Source organism: Labrys okinawensis (genome assembly GCF_047345005.1).
Taxonomy (GTDB): Bacteria; Pseudomonadota; Alphaproteobacteria; order Rhizobiales; family Labraceae; genus Labrys; species Labrys okinawensis.
In genome coordinates this window covers 5,084,311-5,101,594 of record NZ_CP178864.1, presented here as the reverse complement: position 1 = coordinate 5,101,594, position 17,284 = coordinate 5,084,311, and the positions used below count along the sequence as shown (strand labels likewise).

The 17,284-nt window shown below is 60.1% G+C and carries 14 protein-coding genes; 12 read left to right on the top strand and 2 right to left on the bottom strand.

Annotated features, from left to right (window positions below):
• Window positions 1-286: 286 nt before the first annotated feature.
• Together ACMDCR_RS23905 and ACMDCR_RS23900 are read right to left on the bottom strand one after the other, a co-directional pair.
• A complete protein-coding gene (locus tag ACMDCR_RS23905; protein ID WP_413989024.1) occupies window positions 287-1,906 on the bottom strand; it encodes a DHA2 family efflux MFS transporter permease subunit in 1,620 nt (539 codons plus the stop codon).
• Window positions 1,903-3,417: an efflux RND transporter periplasmic adaptor subunit gene (locus ACMDCR_RS23900; protein ID WP_413989023.1), complete on the bottom strand. Its 1,515-nt coding sequence runs from the start codon at window positions 3,415-3,417 to the stop codon at window positions 1,903-1,905. Before ACMDCR_RS23900 ends, ACMDCR_RS23905 begins: the two co-directional genes overlap by 4 nt.
• Window positions 3,418-4,169: 752 nt before the next feature.
• Here ACMDCR_RS23900 and ACMDCR_RS23895 point away from each other — a divergent pair.
• The 12 genes from ACMDCR_RS23895 (at window position 4,170) to ACMDCR_RS23840 (ending at window position 17,277) form a co-directional block, all read left to right on the top strand.
• Entirely contained in the window at window positions 4,170-6,578 is a 2,409-nt protein-coding gene (locus ACMDCR_RS23895) for an MASE1 domain-containing protein (protein ID WP_413993703.1), read from the top strand.
• Window positions 6,575-7,216 carry a response regulator transcription factor gene (locus tag ACMDCR_RS23890; RefSeq protein WP_413989022.1) on the top strand — a complete coding sequence of 214 codons (642 nt, stop codon included), beginning with the start codon at window positions 6,575-6,577 and terminating at the stop codon, window positions 7,214-7,216. The genes ACMDCR_RS23895 and ACMDCR_RS23890 overlap by 4 nt, the downstream gene beginning before the upstream one ends.
• Before the next feature lie 2 nt (window positions 7,217-7,218).
• Window positions 7,219-7,596 carry a response regulator transcription factor gene (locus ACMDCR_RS23885; RefSeq protein WP_413989021.1) on the top strand — a complete coding sequence of 126 codons (378 nt, stop codon included), beginning with the start codon at window positions 7,219-7,221 and terminating at the stop codon, window positions 7,594-7,596.
• Complete coding sequence (locus ACMDCR_RS23880) at window positions 7,593-8,285, top strand: response regulator transcription factor (protein WP_413989020.1); 693 nt, start codon at window positions 7,593-7,595, stop codon at window positions 8,283-8,285. The genes ACMDCR_RS23885 and ACMDCR_RS23880 overlap by 4 nt, the downstream gene beginning before the upstream one ends.
• 277 nt (window positions 8,286-8,562) lie before the next feature.
• Window positions 8,563-9,528 (top strand): MBL fold metallo-hydrolase, encoded by a 966-nt coding sequence (locus ACMDCR_RS23875; protein WP_413989019.1) that lies wholly within the window; start codon window positions 8,563-8,565, stop codon window positions 9,526-9,528.
• A 622-nt stretch (window positions 9,529-10,150) separates the two neighbouring features.
• On the top strand, window positions 10,151-10,906 hold the full coding sequence (locus tag ACMDCR_RS23870) for an SDR family oxidoreductase (RefSeq protein ID WP_413989018.1): 756 nt from the start codon (window positions 10,151-10,153) through the stop codon (window positions 10,904-10,906).
• Window positions 10,907-10,937: 31 nt separating this feature from the next.
• Window positions 10,938-11,354, top strand: a complete 417-nt coding sequence (locus tag ACMDCR_RS23865) for a cupin domain-containing protein (protein WP_413989017.1) — start codon at window positions 10,938-10,940, stop codon at window positions 11,352-11,354.
• 363 nt (window positions 11,355-11,717) lie between these two features.
• Window positions 11,718-12,182, top strand: a complete 465-nt coding sequence (locus tag ACMDCR_RS23860) for a hypothetical protein (RefSeq protein ID WP_413989016.1) — start codon at window positions 11,718-11,720, stop codon at window positions 12,180-12,182.
• 49 nt (window positions 12,183-12,231) lie between these two features.
• Window positions 12,232-13,002: an SDR family oxidoreductase gene (locus ACMDCR_RS23855; protein WP_413989015.1), complete on the top strand. Its 771-nt coding sequence runs from the start codon at window positions 12,232-12,234 to the stop codon at window positions 13,000-13,002.
• A gap of 112 nt (window positions 13,003-13,114) precedes the next feature.
• Window positions 13,115-14,146: a mechanosensitive ion channel family protein gene (locus ACMDCR_RS23850; protein ID WP_413989014.1), complete on the top strand. Its 1,032-nt coding sequence runs from the start codon at window positions 13,115-13,117 to the stop codon at window positions 14,144-14,146.
• A gap of 522 nt (window positions 14,147-14,668) precedes the next feature.
• Window positions 14,669-15,379: a response regulator transcription factor gene (locus ACMDCR_RS23845; protein WP_413989013.1), complete on the top strand. Its 711-nt coding sequence runs from the start codon at window positions 14,669-14,671 to the stop codon at window positions 15,377-15,379.
• A gap of 47 nt (window positions 15,380-15,426) precedes the next feature.
• Window positions 15,427-17,277 carry a PAS domain-containing protein gene (locus ACMDCR_RS23840; RefSeq protein WP_413989012.1) on the top strand — a complete coding sequence of 617 codons (1,851 nt, stop codon included), beginning with the start codon at window positions 15,427-15,429 and terminating at the stop codon, window positions 17,275-17,277.
• Window positions 17,278-17,284: the final 7 nt, after the last annotated feature.

Here is a 17,284-nt window from a genome sequence, read left to right as displayed (position 1 = left end):
GACCGCTAAGGATCGACAACCGACGACGCAGGTAGCGAGGCCAATGTCTGCCTGGCGGTCACGGCGCCTTGAAACGGATTGGCCGTCTGGGCGCAACAACGGCTATGGAAAAACTAGCCGCTGGGTTCGCATAGCGGCTGATTTTGGCAGTCCCTTGACGACCAGTCGCAAGAAACGAGCGTTGCAAGCACCCGCAGCCAATTTTCTCATAACCGTCCAGATTTAGATCGAATCTCATCGGCTCGGCGAAGGTGGTGCGATACGGCTTGAGCGATATGTGCCCGCCTTATTCGGATCCAATCCGCGTGCCTTTCTCCGCGACGGAGCGTTTCATCAGCAGCACGGCGAACAGGAGCGCGACCATGACGACGGCCAGCACCCAGAAGACATCGAAGTAGGCGAGCGACGATGCCTGTTGCTGGCGCAGGTTTGCGAGCGATTGCAAGGCCAGTTGCTGCGCGGCGATCGGATCGCCGGTCTGCTGCACGAATGCTCCAGAAGCCTCTTCGAGGAACGAACGCGCAGTCGCGTTGAAGGGGTCGAGCCATTCGCCAAGCCGGAGGCTGTGGAACTGGTCGCGGCGCTCCTGCATCGTCTGGGCCAGCGAGGTCCCTACGCTGCCGCCTTCATTGCGCAGGAGGCTCAGCAGGCCAACCGCTGCCCCGCGTAACGCGAGCGGCGTATAGAGGTAAGCTGCCACATTCGCGGGGGCGAAGCACATGGCAAGCCCGACGATCAGCACCACGCGCGGCCAGATGGCCTGCCCTGGACTGATGTCCAGGTTCATCTGCGACATCCAGTAGTTTCCGGCGGCCATGGTCAGGAGACCCGCGGCAATCACCCACCGCGCGTCGGTTCCACGACCGAGCAGGCGCGCCACGAACGGCATGGCGATGACGGCAAAGAAGCCGGCCGGCGACATGACCAGCCCGGCGCTCAATGCGTCGTAGCCGAACAGCGATTGCAGCAAGGCCGGCAACGAGGTGCTGGCAGCATACAGCACTGCGTAAGCGCAAAAGATGATGACACAGCAGGCGATGAAATTGCGCTCGCGCAACGGCCGGAAATTGACCACTGGATTAGGATGATTCAGCTCCCAGACGATCAACCCGGCCAAGCCGACGGTGAACAGGATCGCGAGCATCTGCACGCGCCAGAAGGGGTCCCCCAGCCAGTCCCATTCCTGACCCTTGCTGAGCACCACCTCCCAACAGACAACGACGACAACCAGAAGCGACAGGCCGACAGCGTCAAAGCTGAATGGTTGCTTGCGCAACTCCGTGCGCTGCTCTGTGAGGTAATCGGGATCCCGCAGCGTGATGGCGCATGCACCCAGGGCCAGGAGGCCAACCGGTACATTGATCCAGAACACCCATCGCCAGGAATAGCTATCGGTTATCCAGCCACCGAGCGTCGGACCGACGACGGGTGCGATCAGCGCGGCAAGGCCGAACAGCGTCATCGCCATGCCCTGCCGCTCGACCGGGAAGGCATCCAATAGCACACCCTGGCTCGACGGCTGGAGACCGCCGCCGGCAAGACCCTGGAGGACACGGAACAGGATCAGTTGTCCGAGCCCCGTGGCCATCCCGCACAGCCCAGAGGCGAGGGTGAATATGGCGATTGAAAGCAGGAAGTAGTTGCGACGTCCAAGATGGGCGATCAGCCAGCCGGTGATGGGCAGGATGATCGCGTTGGCGGCGAGGTAGCTCGTGATCACCCACTCGCCATCATCCACGGTGGCGGACAGCCCGCCGGCGATATAGCGCAGCGCCACGACCGCAATCGTGGTGTCGAGCACTTCCATGAAGGTTGGTATCACGACAACCGTGGCGACCACCCAAGGATTGATAGCCCGGCGGGGCCGGGAACTGGGCAACGATGGCGACAGGGCGGTGTCGGTCATTGCCCTGCTCCCGGCGCGCTGGCCGTTGCAGCGGACTGGAGGAACTTGCCGGCGTCGGGTCCGGTGGCCGGCTCATTGATACGAACATACGGGACGACAGATGTGCCGATGAACAGAGGTGTCTGGTCGGCATTGTAATCGACGAGATCGATCCGAACCGGCAGTCGCTGGACCACCTTGACGAAATTGCCCGTGGCGTTCTGGGGCGGCAGCAATGCCAGGGTCGATCCAGTTCCCATGGTGAATCCGGCGACCCGGCCCTTGAAGGCGCGCTTGCCGCCATACATGTCGACGTACAGGTCGACAGGTTGCCCGATGCGAAGGTCGCCCAACTGCGTCTCCTTGAAGTTCGCGTCAACCCAGATCTCGTTGAGCGAGCGAACCGCCATCAGGTTCTGGCCGACCTGTACATAGTTGCCGGGATTGACGTTGCGGCGCGTAACAACGCCGTCGATCTCCGCGACGACGTCGCAGTAACGCAGGTTCAGCTCGGCCTGAGCGAGTTCGCGTTTGGCCGCTTCGAGTTTTGCCTCCGCCTGGCTGACAGCTGGGGCATTGGCTTCGTACTGGTCAAACGTCTTGTCGATGTCGCCCAGTTTTTCGAATTGGTCGAGCATCGCTTTCGGGCTCTGGTTGAACGAGTGCACGACGCCGAGCTGGGCGGCACTCTGGATGAGCCCCGCCTGTGCCTCGAGGACGGACGAAAAAGTCTCGTCGAGATCGGGCGGCACCTGGTTGAGATCGCCCCCTCCGTCAGGTTGCGCCGGCAACCCGAGCGAGACGCGGACCTGCTGTGCTTCAGCCATGCTTTGGGCTAGTTCGGCGCCGGCCGCGGTTAGCTGCGCCTGCCGCTGGTCATAGACCGCGCGCGACACGTCGGCCGCGGGGACCAGTCGTCGCGCCCTGTCGAACTCGATCTGCGCCAGAGCCAGCGCAGCCTTGCTCTTGTCCACCACGGCAGCTCGCGCGTGCAGAAGCGCGACCTGGTTATCCACGTCCTGCACGGCATGTTGCAGGTTCCAGCGCCTGCTCCTTGCTTCCGCTTCAATCGCGCGCACGGCGGCCGTCGCCGCCTGCAGGTCCGCCTGAGCGGTGTCGACGGCCGCCTGCTTCTGGGAGACGATGACCTGGTACGGCTCCTTATCCAACTCGGCGAGGAGATCGCCCTGGTGCACCCGGTTGTTATCATCCACCAGAACGCGGGAAATCTGTCCTGCCACGCGCGGGGCAACAGAAGTCACATGCCCATTCACGAATGCATCGTCCGTGGAGGCAGTGCTCAGCATCTCCTGGAGCCACGGGACGCCGAACGCGAGAAGGCCGACCGGCACTGCAACACAAACCGCACGCACCAGCAGCTTTCGCTGCCAGGAAGCCTTTCCGGCCTTCTGTGGCGCCGGGCTCGAGTCCGGAGGTGCCTGCGATGGACTGACCTCAGGGGCAACCGAAGCATCTGCATCCGCAGCCGGTTGCGCATTGATCGAAGCTGACTTGTTGCTTTGCTCGGACATATTCGGACACCCGTTGCAAGGGATGAAACCGGCGGTGGCGGACAGCATGCAAAAGGGAAACCGGGGCCGGGAAGAAACGACCACGTCACCGGAGTGACAAAGTCCCCCAAACGATTCTCGCCTCCTTTCAATTCCCCAAGCCGAACCCTGCCGTCCATTGATTGCAGAAACAATCGATGGTCAGAGGGTGAACCTTCGATGAGATGATCGGTATCACGCCTAGGTATAGGTCCCCATCGCCGATCGTTGGGTGCGTTTCGACTTCAGTGGGAGGAGCCCAAGATGAGAAGGTTATGAGCGCGGGAACTGCATGAAACACTCGCTCAGGGAAGTGGACGACTGCCGCCGGAATCAGTGCTCGTGTCACAAGCAGCGACTGCGCCGGACTTGCGTCGCCGGCCAAGCAGTGCCGCATCTGGCCATACCTGCTTGCATTACATGGATTTCCATAAGGTGCGGCTGCGGTTCGGCAGGACTAGGATAGTGACCTAAGCTTGCTAGCCCAGATCCTGACTCTGAGCACAAGTGCTATACACGGCGCTGATAGGCTCCAGGCTTTCTTTGTCCGGCAGGAGAAGCCAATGACGACCGCGCCCAACTCATTTGGCAAGACCGACTTCGAAGCAACGCGGGCGCTCAACCCGGACCTGGACCGATCTAGACCGGAATCGCAAGGAATTGGTCGACCTCTCGCTCCAAATGAACTCGGCGCGTCTCACGACGACTCGATTACTGATCCTGAAAGAACTTTGTTGTCCAACGTCTGGTCGCACCGGCCCCACTTCTTGGCACTAGGGCTTTTTTTAGCAGCCTATGTCTTGGGCTGTGGGTTCGCTCAGTCGCTCGCAATCGTACCTGGAACGGGAATTTCCATTTGGCCTCCGAGCGGGCTCTTCATCGCTGTGCTTCTCCTTGCTCCCAGGTACAGTTGGCCGTGGTGGGTCTTGGGCGGCTGTCTGGCTGAATTGTTCAGCAATTTCTTGTGGTTCCACAGTCCACTGGCCGCTGCCATCCTGATCTATGTCGGCAATGCTCTCGAAGCGGCAGCCGGAGCTTGGCTCGTGAAGCGGACCTGCAGGTCACCCGTTCGGCTGGAAACCTTGCAGGAGGTTCTCGCATTCGTTGCACTGGCCGGCGGAATTGCGCCCGTCGTAAGCGCGACGATAGGAAGTGCCACGCTCGCATGGTTTGGCATGCAATCGCAAACTTTCACGGCCGCCTGGCCTCTATGGTGGATCGGAGACGCCACCGGGGTCCTGATCGTAGCACCACTGGCATTGGTCGTATTCCAGAACTGGCGCAGCAAGTCCCAGCTCTCGGTCGCGCGATGGGTGGAAGCTTGCGTCCTCGGGCTGATCTTTCTCGGTGTCGCCGCCCTTTCCTTAAGCGGTTACCTACCCTTCGCGTTCATCATCATGCCGCCTCTCCTTTGGGCCGCAGCACGCTTTGAGTTCAGAGGTGCCGCCGTCGCGTTGACGCTCCTCGCTCTGATCACGGCGTTGTTCACGATATCCGGCGCCAGTCAATTTGTCGGCGCTCCCCACTCCGAAAGACACACGCAGATCATGCTGCAGCTCTTTCTGGCCATCTCGGCATTTTCGGCGCTCATCGTGGCCGCCATATCCCGACAGCACCAGCTGGCGGTGCTCACATTGCGCGAAAGTGAACGGGCGCTTCAGCAGATGCTCGACGCACTTCCGATCCGGATCTGGAGCGCGACACCAACGGGCGGGCCCTTATACTTCAACAAGCGATACCAGGACCATTTCCGCGCCCTTGTCCCGAACTTCGAACCTCTCGAGGAGCCGGACATCGAGAAGTTGGCGCAAGAGTTGATCCATCCCGAAGACGCTCCCGAGGTGCAGCGCACGCTGCGGAAATGCTTTGAAACTGGCAACGCCTCCGTGATGCGGTTTCGTTGGCGTGAGAAAGATGGTGCCTATCGTTGGGCGGAGTGCAGGGTGGAGCCGCGGCATGACGATGATGGTGCAGTCGCGCAATGGTACGGCGTCTCCATCGACATCGACGATGAGATGCGTGCGCAGGAGGCGTTGCGCGAGCGAGAGCGGGAGCTCTCGTTGCTCGTGGATATGGTTCCAAGCAACCTCTGGCGCGTGGCCCCTGACGGGGAGACCACTCTCGCCAACAGGCATATGGCGGACTTTCTCGGCATGAATCTGGAGGACAAGCGCCAACTGGAAGTGATGTTCAATACGATCTTCCACCCGGACGACATGCAGGCGGTGTGGGACGTTTTCGGTCGCTGTCTCCGCACGGGCGAGCGCTTCGCCATGAAGTACCGCCTGCGTCGCGCGGATGGCGTCTATCGCTGGATGTCGGGCCGCGCAGACCCCATGCGGGATGAGAGCGGACGAATTGTCCAATGGTTCGGCCTCTGTCATGACATAGACGATCAAGTACACGCCGAAGAGGCATTGCGGCGCGCCTCCGACCAACTTGCCCAGGCGACACGGGCCGCAAGCCTGGCGGAGCTTTCCGCCTCGATTGCCCACGAAGTGAATCAACCGCTGGCGGCGATCGTCGCCAATTCCCACGCATGTCACCGTTGGCTGTCCGCCGAGCCTCCTAATCTCGAACGCGCGAAGATCACGGCCGAGCGCATCACCCGCGACGCCAACTCGGCCGCAGATGTTGTCAGCCGCATTCGCGCCCTCTTCCGCCGCACGCCGCAGGCCAGGTCGCCGGAAGAAGTCAGTCACGTGATCGGTGAAGTCTGTCGGCTGATGGCCGACGAGATCGCAACAAGGAGCATCCGCATCGAAACAGATCTTGCGCAGGACCTGCCGGCGGTCGCGCTCGATCGTGTCCAGGTACAACAGGTACTCGCGAACCTGATCCGGAACGGGATGGAGGCGATGGACGCGGTGGTTGACGGATCCCGCATGCTCCAGATCCGCGCATGCCGCGATGGTCCCGACGCAATACGGGTCGAGGTTCGTGACTCTGGAACGGGTTTCAAGGACGCTGAGCGCCTCTTCCAGCCGTTCTTCACTACCAAGCAGCAAGGAATGGGCATGGGGCTCGCCATCTGCCGCTCGATCATCGAAGCACATGGGGGCCGACTCTGGATGGCTAACAACGAGACGCGCGGGGCGACCGTCGCCTTCACACTGCCGTTGGTGGCGAGCGAGGCGTCATGAACCCGCGCGAGGAAATTGTCTTCGTGGTGGATGATGACACCAGAGTGCGCGAAGCGGTCGGCGAGCTGCTGGAGTCGTGGGGATGGCGGGCCGAGATGTTCGCTGCAGCCGCAGACTATATCGCCTGTGCGAAGCCCGATCTTCCCGCGTGCCTGATCCTCGATGTCGAGTTGCCCGACATCAACGGCCTGGAGTTCCAGAAGCAGCTATCCTCGGACGTTCATCCCCCGATCGTTTTCATTACGGGGCATGGCGACATTCCATCATCGGTGCGCGCTATTCTGGGTGGCGCTGTCGACTTTCTCACCAAGCCGGTTGGGGAGAACGATCTGATCGCCGCGGTTCGGGCGGCGATCGACCAGGACCGCGTTCAACGATTGGCGCGAGCAGAGCGGACCGAGCTTGTTCGCCGCCTGACAGTCCTTACGCCGCGGGAGCGCGAGGTGCTGCCGCTGGTGGTCAGCGGTCTCCTGAACAAACAGGCTGCCGCAGAACTCGGTATCAGTGAGATCACCATTGAAATGCACCGCAGCAAGATCATGCAGAAGATGCAGGCGGCGTCGCTCGCAGACTTGGTGCGGATCGCCGAAAAACTGCAGATTCCTATCACTCATTCCAGGCGTTCAGGAAGTTCGTAATAATGTCCAATCCGAAATCCCTTGTAGTGATCGTTGATGATGACCAGCGCGTGCTCGAGTCGCTCGAGGAGCTTCTCGAGTCAGCAGGGCACACCGTGCGAGCATTCGCGTCGGCCCGAACCCTGCTCAATAGCAATGCCTTGTCTGAGATCGACTGTTTGATCACGGACATCGGCATGCCCAGTATGGACGGTTTCGAGTTGCAGCACGTGATGAGCGAGAGACGCCCCGACCTGCCGGTGATCCTGATCACCGGCCGGCACGAGATCGCCGAGCTGCCGCAGGCAAAGCACAACCGGTTCTTCCGCAAGCCTTTCGACGGGCAGAAGTTGCTCGCGGCGATTGGCGATGCTCTGACTAAAAAGGAGAATTCCCCATGAGCGTGAGCCATGAGAGTAGAGTGCTCCGCCGATCCCAGCCGGTGGACAATCAGGCCGAAGCGGATCGCCCGCTGGTTATCCTCGTGGATGACGATGATAGTATCCGCGAGGCGTTGCATGAGCTCACCCTGTCGGCGGGCCTCGACGCGATCAGCTTCGCCTCCACGCGTGATTTGCTCGAGGCCGAGCTCCCGGATCGGCCAGGCTGTGTTGTCTCCGATGTGCGAATGCCGGGCCTGAGCGGGCTGGATCTTCAATGTCGCCTAGCCGAAAGTGGCGATGCCAAGCCGATCGTCTTTCTCACCGCCCATGGCGACATTCCGATGTCGGTGCAAGCGATGAAGGCGGGCGCGGTTGATTTCCTTACCAAGCCGGTGCGCGACCAGATACTGCTCGACGCGATCGCGGTGGGCATCGAGCGCGATATAAAACAGCGGGCGCATTCGCGATTCGTAAAGGAGCAGCTAGGCAAGCTCGCCTTGCTTACTCCCCGCGAACGTCAGGTGCTGCGGGAAGTCGCCGTCGGCCGGCTCAACAAGCAGATCGCTTTCGACCTCGGCATCAGCGAGATCACTGTCAAGCTCCACCGTAGCAATGTCATGCGCAAGATGCAGTTTACTTCCGCCGGCGAACTCGTTCGCGTCTGGGAGGCGCTGCCCGCCGATGTGCGCGAGGGGAGCGAGGCCTAGGTTCTCCCGGTCCAGGCTTTCGACGTCGAGTCCCCCGAGCAACTTCGAGTCAACCTGGAGTGTTGGGCACCGTTCGGTGGGCGAAAGTGTCAGCTTGCTCATAGCAGCCTCTTCACCAGCAAATCTTCGCTGTGATCTATTGAAGGCATAAGCCGCCCTGTTCCTAGGTATAGACTTGCCTCTCCCCTCGCCTGATCGACCGCCGACACGCTTCAACATAGTGTCGGGACGTGGCCGGTGACCGATACGTCTCGATCACGCGAAACAGGAGCGCATCATGTCGTATGCAGAAACCAGACCTCTTAGGGTTGGTCAGCGGGAGACCAACATGGTCATGAACAACACCTCACACCTTGGCAGACCCGGTCCCGACGAACTGGTCCCGTCGCGCTACGCGTTGCAGGTCGGCAAGATTGAAGTGCTGGTGGTCAGCGATGGAGTGATGCCAATTCCAGCCCCGGTTTTGGCCACCAACGCCGACCCGGCCGTTCGAACGGCCTGGCTGGACAATATGTTCCTGCCGTCGGACGTGCTCGATTGGCCGCTGAACGTGGTCCTGGTGCATAGCGGCGACCAAACTATCCTAATCGATGCTGGCCTAGGCGTGGAGTTCCCAGACTTCCCGCGGGCCGGGCAGGTGGTATCGCGACTGGAGGCCGCCGGCATCGATCTCGCCTCCGTGACCGACGTGGTGCTTACCCACATGCATATGGACCACATTGGCGGGCTGCTTGTCGACGGGGTGAAGGACCGGCTACGTCCAGACCTACGGATCCACGTGGCCGCCGCCGAGCTCAAGTTCTGGGAGTCGCCCGATTTTTCCCAGGCCTCCATGCCGCCGCCAATACCGGACGTCCTTCGGCGCACGGCCAAGCGGTTCATGGACGAGTACAAGAGTCACCTGCGGCCGTTTGATGAAGAGTATGAAGTGGCGCCCGGCGTGGTTGTCCGTCGCACTGGCGGCCACACCCCTGGACACAGCGTGGTCCGCCTGGCCTCCGGCAGTGACCGGCTGACTTTCGCCGGGGACCTCGTGTTCGCGGTCGGGTTCGATCACCCAGACTGGCACAACGGCTTCGAGCACTACCCCGATGAGGCGGCCCGTGTGCGGGTCAAACTTATGCGGGAGCTGGCGGCGACCCGCGAACCCCTAGTGGCCAGTCACCTGCCGTTCCCTTGCGTATGCCACGTGGCGGTCGACGGCGACCACTTTCGTTGGGTACCGGCCTCCTGGGACTACTGACGGCTTGCTGGGGCACGACCCGCAACGACTTGATCCAGATGCGTGCTGCAGCCAGCCTGATAGCGACGAGGAAGTTGCGCGTGTCTGGCATGGGTTATCGACTTGTTGACCATCCGCCGATCGGGTGGGAGTGGGGCGATCGCCGAGTTGGGACTACCTGGGCCTTAGTACAGCGAACTGCTTCTGATCCGGATTTGAAGCCGTCAAGACAGCAAAGCTACGAGCACGGGTGGCTGCAAGAGCGCAAAGGCACATCTCCGACCACCCGCGAGGCAGCGGCTTTCGCCCGGGGCGGGCAGTTGGACAGCCCGAGCCAACTCTTCGGGGGTCAGACCCGCGCCGGTCCCCATCCGGGTGGATATAAGGACCTAAACCTCCGTATTATTGTGTCAAATTAGATAATCTGACAATCCAGAGAACGCGTTCTGACAAATTTGAACCATCTTTGTAAAGAAAGATCTATTCGATTTCAACATGAAGTCATAGTATTGTTGTAAAATTGTCTGTAGCCGTAATTTCTGTTTACAGTCTTTCAAATATCGAATCGGTTTTTTACACTAATTTACGATAGTCGTAACTGCGTTCAATTGACACCAGGCGAAACAAGAAATGGAGTTTAGATATGAAGATCGTGATCATCGGCGGAAGCGGCCTCATCGGCTCCAAGACTGCCGCCAATCTGCGCCAGCGCGGCCATGAGGTCGTCGCGGCTTCGCCCAAGAGCGGGGTCAACAGTATTACCGGTGAGGGGCTCAGGGAGGCCATCTCCGGTGCACAGGTGGTAATCGACCTTACCAATTCGCCCTCGTTTGAAGACCGGGCAGTCCTCGAATTTTTCGAGACCTCCGGGCGAAATCTTCTCGCCGCCGAGGCCGCAGCGGACACCGGGCACCACATCGCGCTCTCTATCGTCGGAACCGACCGGACGGCAGACAATGGCTATTTCCGCGCAAAGGTCGCGCAAGAGAAACTAATCAAGGCGTCGGGTATCCCCTACACCATCATCCGCGCGACCCAATTCATGGAATTCCTCGGCGGCATCGCCGATGCAAGTATGGATGGAGACAAGATCAGGCTTCCCCCGGGTCTGTTCCAGCCCATCGCCGCGGACGACGTTGCGCTTGTCGTTGCAGATACGGCTCTCGCGGCGCCGCGAAACGGCATCGTTGAGATCGCCGGCCCGGAGCGAGCACCGTTCAATGAAATTGTTGCCCGCTATCTGAAGGCGGTCGGCGACCCGCGCGAGGTGATACGTGACCCTGAGGCCCGATATTGGGGCGGCCGGGTCGAGGAACTGTCACTTGTGCCGCTGGGTGTGGCTCGCCTCGGCCATATCGGTTTCGACGAATGGCTTCGCCGCTCACGGGCAGCAGCGTGATCCCGCGTCAGCAACCCGAAGGATAGGCTCCATGAAACGCATCCTCTGCTCGCTGCTTATTGCCACCTTGCCGTTCGGCAGCGTGCTCGCGGCCGCGCCGCAGTCAAAGAGCGCCAAAGTGGCCCTCGTCTACCAGCACGAACTACCGAACATTCCCGGCAAGAGCATCAAGGGCGTGCTCGTCGAGTACGGGCCGGGCGGCTATTCTCCCGGCCACACGCATCCCAAATCAGCCTTCATCTACGCGACCGTGCTTGAGGGGGCGATCCGTAGCCAGGTCAATGATGGACCAGCGACCGTATACCAGGCCGGACAGAGTTTCTCTGAACTGCCCGGCGAGCGCCACGTCATTAGCGCCAATGCCAGCAAAACCAAGCCGGCCAAGCTCCTCGCGGTATTCGTGGTGGACACGAACGAGACAGAGCTGACGACCCCCCTTGGGAACTGAGACCATACTCATGGCGTCGGCTGTTGGAGCAGCCGACGCCATGACTACCGGCAGGTTGTTCGCTGTTTCCATAGCCAGCCGTCGAAGGTAGGAGCCATTGATATTCTCTAGAGATGGCTAAGACTAGGCAACCGATTACCCTATACATTGGTATGGTCAACGCTGAACCATTCAATATATCGACCGCAGTGTGTCCCCTCTGTTATCTTCTGACCGTCACCTAAACTAAAAAACCGTGCCCGTACGACTGATCTGAGCAAGATCAATGTTCAGCATTATTGGACCTTTATGCCGCACAAACACGAGTCCGGGGAACTTATGCAGGTGCTTGTCAGAAACCATTGAACTTGAGAGGATTTACCCATGCATTCACAGCTGAGCAGCCGACTGACGAGGATGGCTGTCTATGCCATGGTCTCGTTCAATGTCATCCTCCTGACAGTTAACGGCGTGGTCATGATCATCGTGCCGTACACCTGGTACGAACTTGTTCCCGGCGTGACCGATACGGGCTTCTTCAACCAGCATTTCGTCCGCGATATCGGCATGATCCAGCTGTTCCTCGGGCTGGCCTTCCTGGTCGGCATGGCCAAGCCCTCAAGGAGGATCGATTTGTGGATGGCGGCCACGGTCTGGCTTTCGGCACATGCCCTCTTCCACTTCTGGGAGGTTGCCGTCTGCATCAGCCCCGTCTCTGCGATCCCCCGTGATTTTGTTGGCGTGACCCTGCCAGCGCTGCTCGGCATCCTGCTGTGCCTGTGGGCCTTGCGCCGGAGCGCTCGCGACAATTTGATCGAAGGAACCGCGCCGCTGCCGAGCCACATTTGAGGCGGGCGCGTCCGCTCTTGTCGAGATCGAACCCTTCAGGAGGCACAACATGAAAATCGTCGTCGTTGGAGGCACTGGCTTGATCGGTGCCAAGCTCGTCACTCTCCTGAGGCTGGATAACCACAACGTAGTCTCCGCTTCACCCTCGACCGGCGTCAGCACGATCACCAGCGAGGGCTTGGCCCAGGCGCTAAGCGGCGCCGAGATCGTCGTGGACGTTTCTAACTCGCCGTCGCTGAAGAAGAATGCCGCGTTGGCCTTCTTCGAGATCTCGGGCCGGAATCTCCTGGCCGCGGAAGCGGCGGCCGGCGTGCGGCATCACGTGGTCCTGTCTGTGGTCGGCACCAATCGCCTTCCCGAGAACGGATATTTCAGGGCGAAGATGGCACAGGAGAACTTGGTTCGTGCGTCGAATGCTCCCTTCACTATCCTCAGATCGGCACCATTCTTCGAGTATATCAACGGCATTGTGGAAGCCCATGCGGATGGCGACACACTGCGGGTGTCGCCAGCCTACGTGCAGCCCATAGCTGCGGACGATGTGGCGTTGGCCCTTCGGGATGTCGTGCTGGGGCGTGCCCAGAACGGGGAGATCGAGGTGGTCGGACCGGACCGCTTTCGTCTCAGCGACCTTGCCCGGGAGATCCTGGCGGCCAATGAGGATCCCCGACCCGTCATTGCGGATGCTGAGGCTCTCTATTTCGGTGCGGTTCTGCAGGAAAACACTCTCAAGCCGGACGACCGTGCGCGCATCGCACCGACGCGGTTCGAGGACTGGCTTCGACGTGCGATTGCCGAGACACTCACACCGGCGTTTTAAGGCTGCATATAGATACCCCGCTAGTCGCATTCGGCAATAGCAGACCCCAGCAATCGCCCCGCGGAAGTTTGGCGCCCGGTTTCATGCAATCGTTCCTGTCAGAGACACCCCCATGCCTGGAGACCAACACGAGCTGACACTCATCCTGATCAACGCAATGGGACTCTTCGGGATTCTGGTCTGGCTCCTCCAGGGACGAAGGCGCCACACCGCTCGCCTCCTGGTGCAGATCGCTTTCTTCTCAGGCATGACGCTTGCGTTGGTTGTCGGCGATGTCTCACCCTATAGGCTTGACCAAACGAATGCTGACGAGATCGGCGCACTCCTCGGAAGATCGGCGCTGGTCTTGTGGTGGATGCACCTTGCCTGGACCATTATCGGCGCTGTGCGCCTCTACATGGCCTACGGTCACAGGCCGAGAGAGGCGCATCTGCTCCTCGATCTGGTCAGCGCTGTTGTTTATCTCAGCGTAACGCTTTCGATAGTTGGGTTTGTCTTCGATGCCCCGATTGGCACGCTTGTGGCGACGTCCGGCGTCGTCGCCGTCATTATCGGTCTGGCGCTGCAGAACACTCTCGGCGATGTCTTCTCCAGTATCGCCCTAACCCTTGAGCGGCCATACGCGCTCGGGGATTGGATTCAGTTGGGTGATGGCACCAGTGGACGCGTTGTAGAGACCAACTGGCGCTCAACGCACCTGCTCACCGGTGCCTACGACCTCGTTGTCCTGCCAAATAGCGTTTTAGCGAAGCTGGGCCTCACCAATCGCAGCCGGCCCGACGAGGCCCATCAAATGACGCTGGTGATACGCATCGCCGCCTTGCAGAGGCCTAATGTGATCGAAAATGTGATGAGAAATGCGCTTCTGGCCTGCAGACATATCGTAATGGAACCGCCGCCGGTTGTAGCATTGCAGGAGATAGACGCCGCAGCCATCAAGATCGAGCTGCAGTTCGCCGTGGCCAATCCTGCCAGCCGGACACCGGCAAGAAACGAAGTGATCGACCAAGTTTACCTTCAATGCAAACACAACCATCTCGCGCTGGCAATGCCTCCGGAAAGTTATCGTCTACCTCTATACTCACCTGACGGAGGTAATCGTGACGCTTTGCGTGTGGTAGGTGACTCTGAAAGCACCGGATGACGGCCCCGCATGTTGATTTCAGTTGAGAAGTGACTGGGTGGGGCGGGATTTTTCCATCGAGAATTGACCGGCGTTTGGACCTCTGGGTCGCGCTCTTGTTCCAGATGATGAACCATTGGCAAGAACGATCAATGGGCCGAGGCACTCAAGCGATCCATACGTGTCCGTTCTGGCCGCGAGCTCCCGTGACCCTTGATGTCGATGCGCTGCTTTGAATTCGGCGGGGATTGAGCACGCAACCCACGGTCGGCAACCTATACCGAGGTCTAGGTCAGCCTCTCAAATTCTCTATGACCCCATCATCCTTTATCATCTTGCACGGTCGGTGCTCACACCGTAACTTCACGAGGCGGGTGGGAGACTGCAATAACACCGGAGGGCTCCCCCTCGCTTTCGGTGGTTCGGCGCATTTTTTCGCGGCGGACGCAAGCGCGGTTCAGTCGACGTGCGACGTATATGCGGTTGATACTTGCCGCACGAACACGGTCAATTCGTATCCGGCAGATCGCCATGAGGGGGACCATGGGCGTGGCAAATTCGCAAACCATAGATAGCCCTCTAACGGTTCTGGTCGACGACGACGCGGAAGTTCGCGATTCCCTGCAAGAGTTACTGAGTTCAGTTGGGATCGACTCGATATCGTTTTCCTCGGCCCAGGAAGTGCTCAACGCGAAGCTACCAGACCGTCCTGGCTGTTTCGTTCTAGACGTGCGAATGCCGGGTCTGAGCGGCATGGACCTTCAGCAGCTCCTTGCAACCAAAGACATACTGACGCCGATCATATTCTTGACGGGGCATGGTGACATTGCCATGAGCGTCGAAGCGATGAAGGCGGGCGCACTGGATTTCCTGACCAAGCCGGTGCGCGACCAGACGTTCCTGGATGCTGTGTCTACAGCCATCGAGGCTGACACCGCTCGAAGAGAGGCCTCAGCCGTAACCCGGAAGAACACCGCCCAGTATCAGATACTTACCCCCCGCGAGCGGGAGGTTCTGAAGTTTGTGGTATCCGGTGCGATGAACAAGCAGATCGCCTACGAGCTGGGTATCAGCGAAATCACTGTGAAGCTTCATCGCAGCAATATGATGAAGAAGATGAAAGCGCGGTCCCTCTCTGATCTGTTCAACGTCTGCCAGTCGCTTCCAGCCGATATCCGGTGCCTGTTGAAGATGGCTTCCGCTGGGGGGAAGACAGCCGCACGACCAGGGACCGGGGCACAATTAACTCATTAAACGGGACCGCGACAGCGAGCCGAACGCCGGTTCTCGAGAGGTCTCGAATGGAACTGACGTCATCGCATCAGCGCCGCATCGCGGCTGCGGCGATAGGAGCGGCAAGCGTCCTGCTTGCATGGTTCGCCAACGAGCCATCGGTCCTGCTAGTCGCTGTTACTGCCGTGTGCATCTGTGTCGGCTGGAAGGCGGGATTGGCGGCGGTTGCAGCGGCCAGCTTCCTTGCAGCTTTTATCCTGCTGTCGCCGGAATACGCGGCAGAAAACAGTCCGGTCAAGCTCGCGGCGTTTATTGCTGGAGCGCTTGGATTGTGGCTGGTGGTCAAAATCTTCAGAACGATCAGCTTCTACGACCGGGTATATCAAGGTGCCGGGCCCAATATAACCGACATTCCGGGCCTCGGTTGGTCCGCCTATCCAGATGGGCGCCTTCGGTTCCTCAATTCCGCAGCCCTCGAGTACGTTGGCGTTACGACCGAAGAAATGCGCGAGATCACGGATGCCGACGATTTTTCCTGGTGGCGGAGGTTTGTCCATCCCGACGATGTCGAGACGACCATGGTGCAATTGCGCCACAGCCTAGAGACGGGCGAGCCGATGATCGCGGAACGGCGTTTGCGCCGGTTCGATGGAACCTATCGATGGTTTCGCGATACGGGTGTTGCCGTGCGGGATGAGCGGGGGCGAATTGTTGGCTGGTATGGCCATACCGAGGATATCGACGACCGCCGTAAGGCGGAAGCCGCGCTTCGCCAGAGCGAGAGGGAGCTCAGGCTGCTGGTCGACACGGTTCCCACTATGATCTGGCTGATGACGCCCGCGGGATTGCCGTACTATTTCAACAAGCGCTTCGTCGACTGGGCCGGCATCGATTCGGCCAAGGAGGAACCGCGAGGCACCCGGCAATTCGCCTCGCACGTGGAGTTGTTCCATCCCGATGACCGGACGGCCGTCAAGGCAGTGTTTCAGAAGTCCTTTGCCCGTGGAGAGTCACTCCAGCACAAAGGGCGGCTGTGCCGGAGGGATGGCGAATATCGTTGGATCGATTCGCGCTTCGAACCCCTGCGCGACGAAGATGGCACTATTCTTCGCTGGTACGGCGTCAACTTTGACATCGACGACGAGGTCCGCGCCCGGGAATCCCTGCGTCTGACCGACGAGCGGCTCGCGCGAGCCTTGCGCCTTGCCAGCCTGTCCGAACTGTCGGTGTCCATTGCGCACGAACTCAACCAGCCGCTGCAGGCGGTGGTGGCCAACGCCGGCGCGTTCCAGAGATGGCTGAACGCCGATCCACCAAACTTCAATCACGCCATCCGGGTCGCTCAAAAAATCACCAGAAACGCCGATGCGGCGGCGCAGGTGATCAGCCGCATCAGGGCGCTGTTCAGCAAGACAGAAGGTGAATTGCATGCGATCGATCTGAACGCGGTGATCCACGAAGTGTGCGATCTCCTGGGTGACAGGCTCGCCTCGAGCAGCGTCAAGCTGGACCTTCACCTCGATCCCAGCCTTCCCGCTACGGCTGCCGATCACGTTCAGATGGAGCAGGTCGTCCTCAACCTTATGCGCAATGGCATCGAAGCGATGCAGGACGTCAGTATTGACGTGCGATGCCTGCGGATAATGTCGCGACATCAGGGTGACGGAACAGTCGAGGTGGAAGTGCGAGATCACGGCCGCGGGCTTAGGAATCCGGAACGGATTTTCGAGGCGTTCTACACAACCAAGCCGGATGGAATGGGAATGGGCCTGGCAATCTGCCGCTCGATTGTCGAGGCGCACAGCGGACGGCTTTGGGCGGAAAATGTCGATACGGGGGGGGCAGCGATAACGTTCAGCCTTCCTATCCGCGCTGCCGACCAGGCCAGCACGCCCACTACCGGGACAGTAAGCGCCTGAGTGGCAC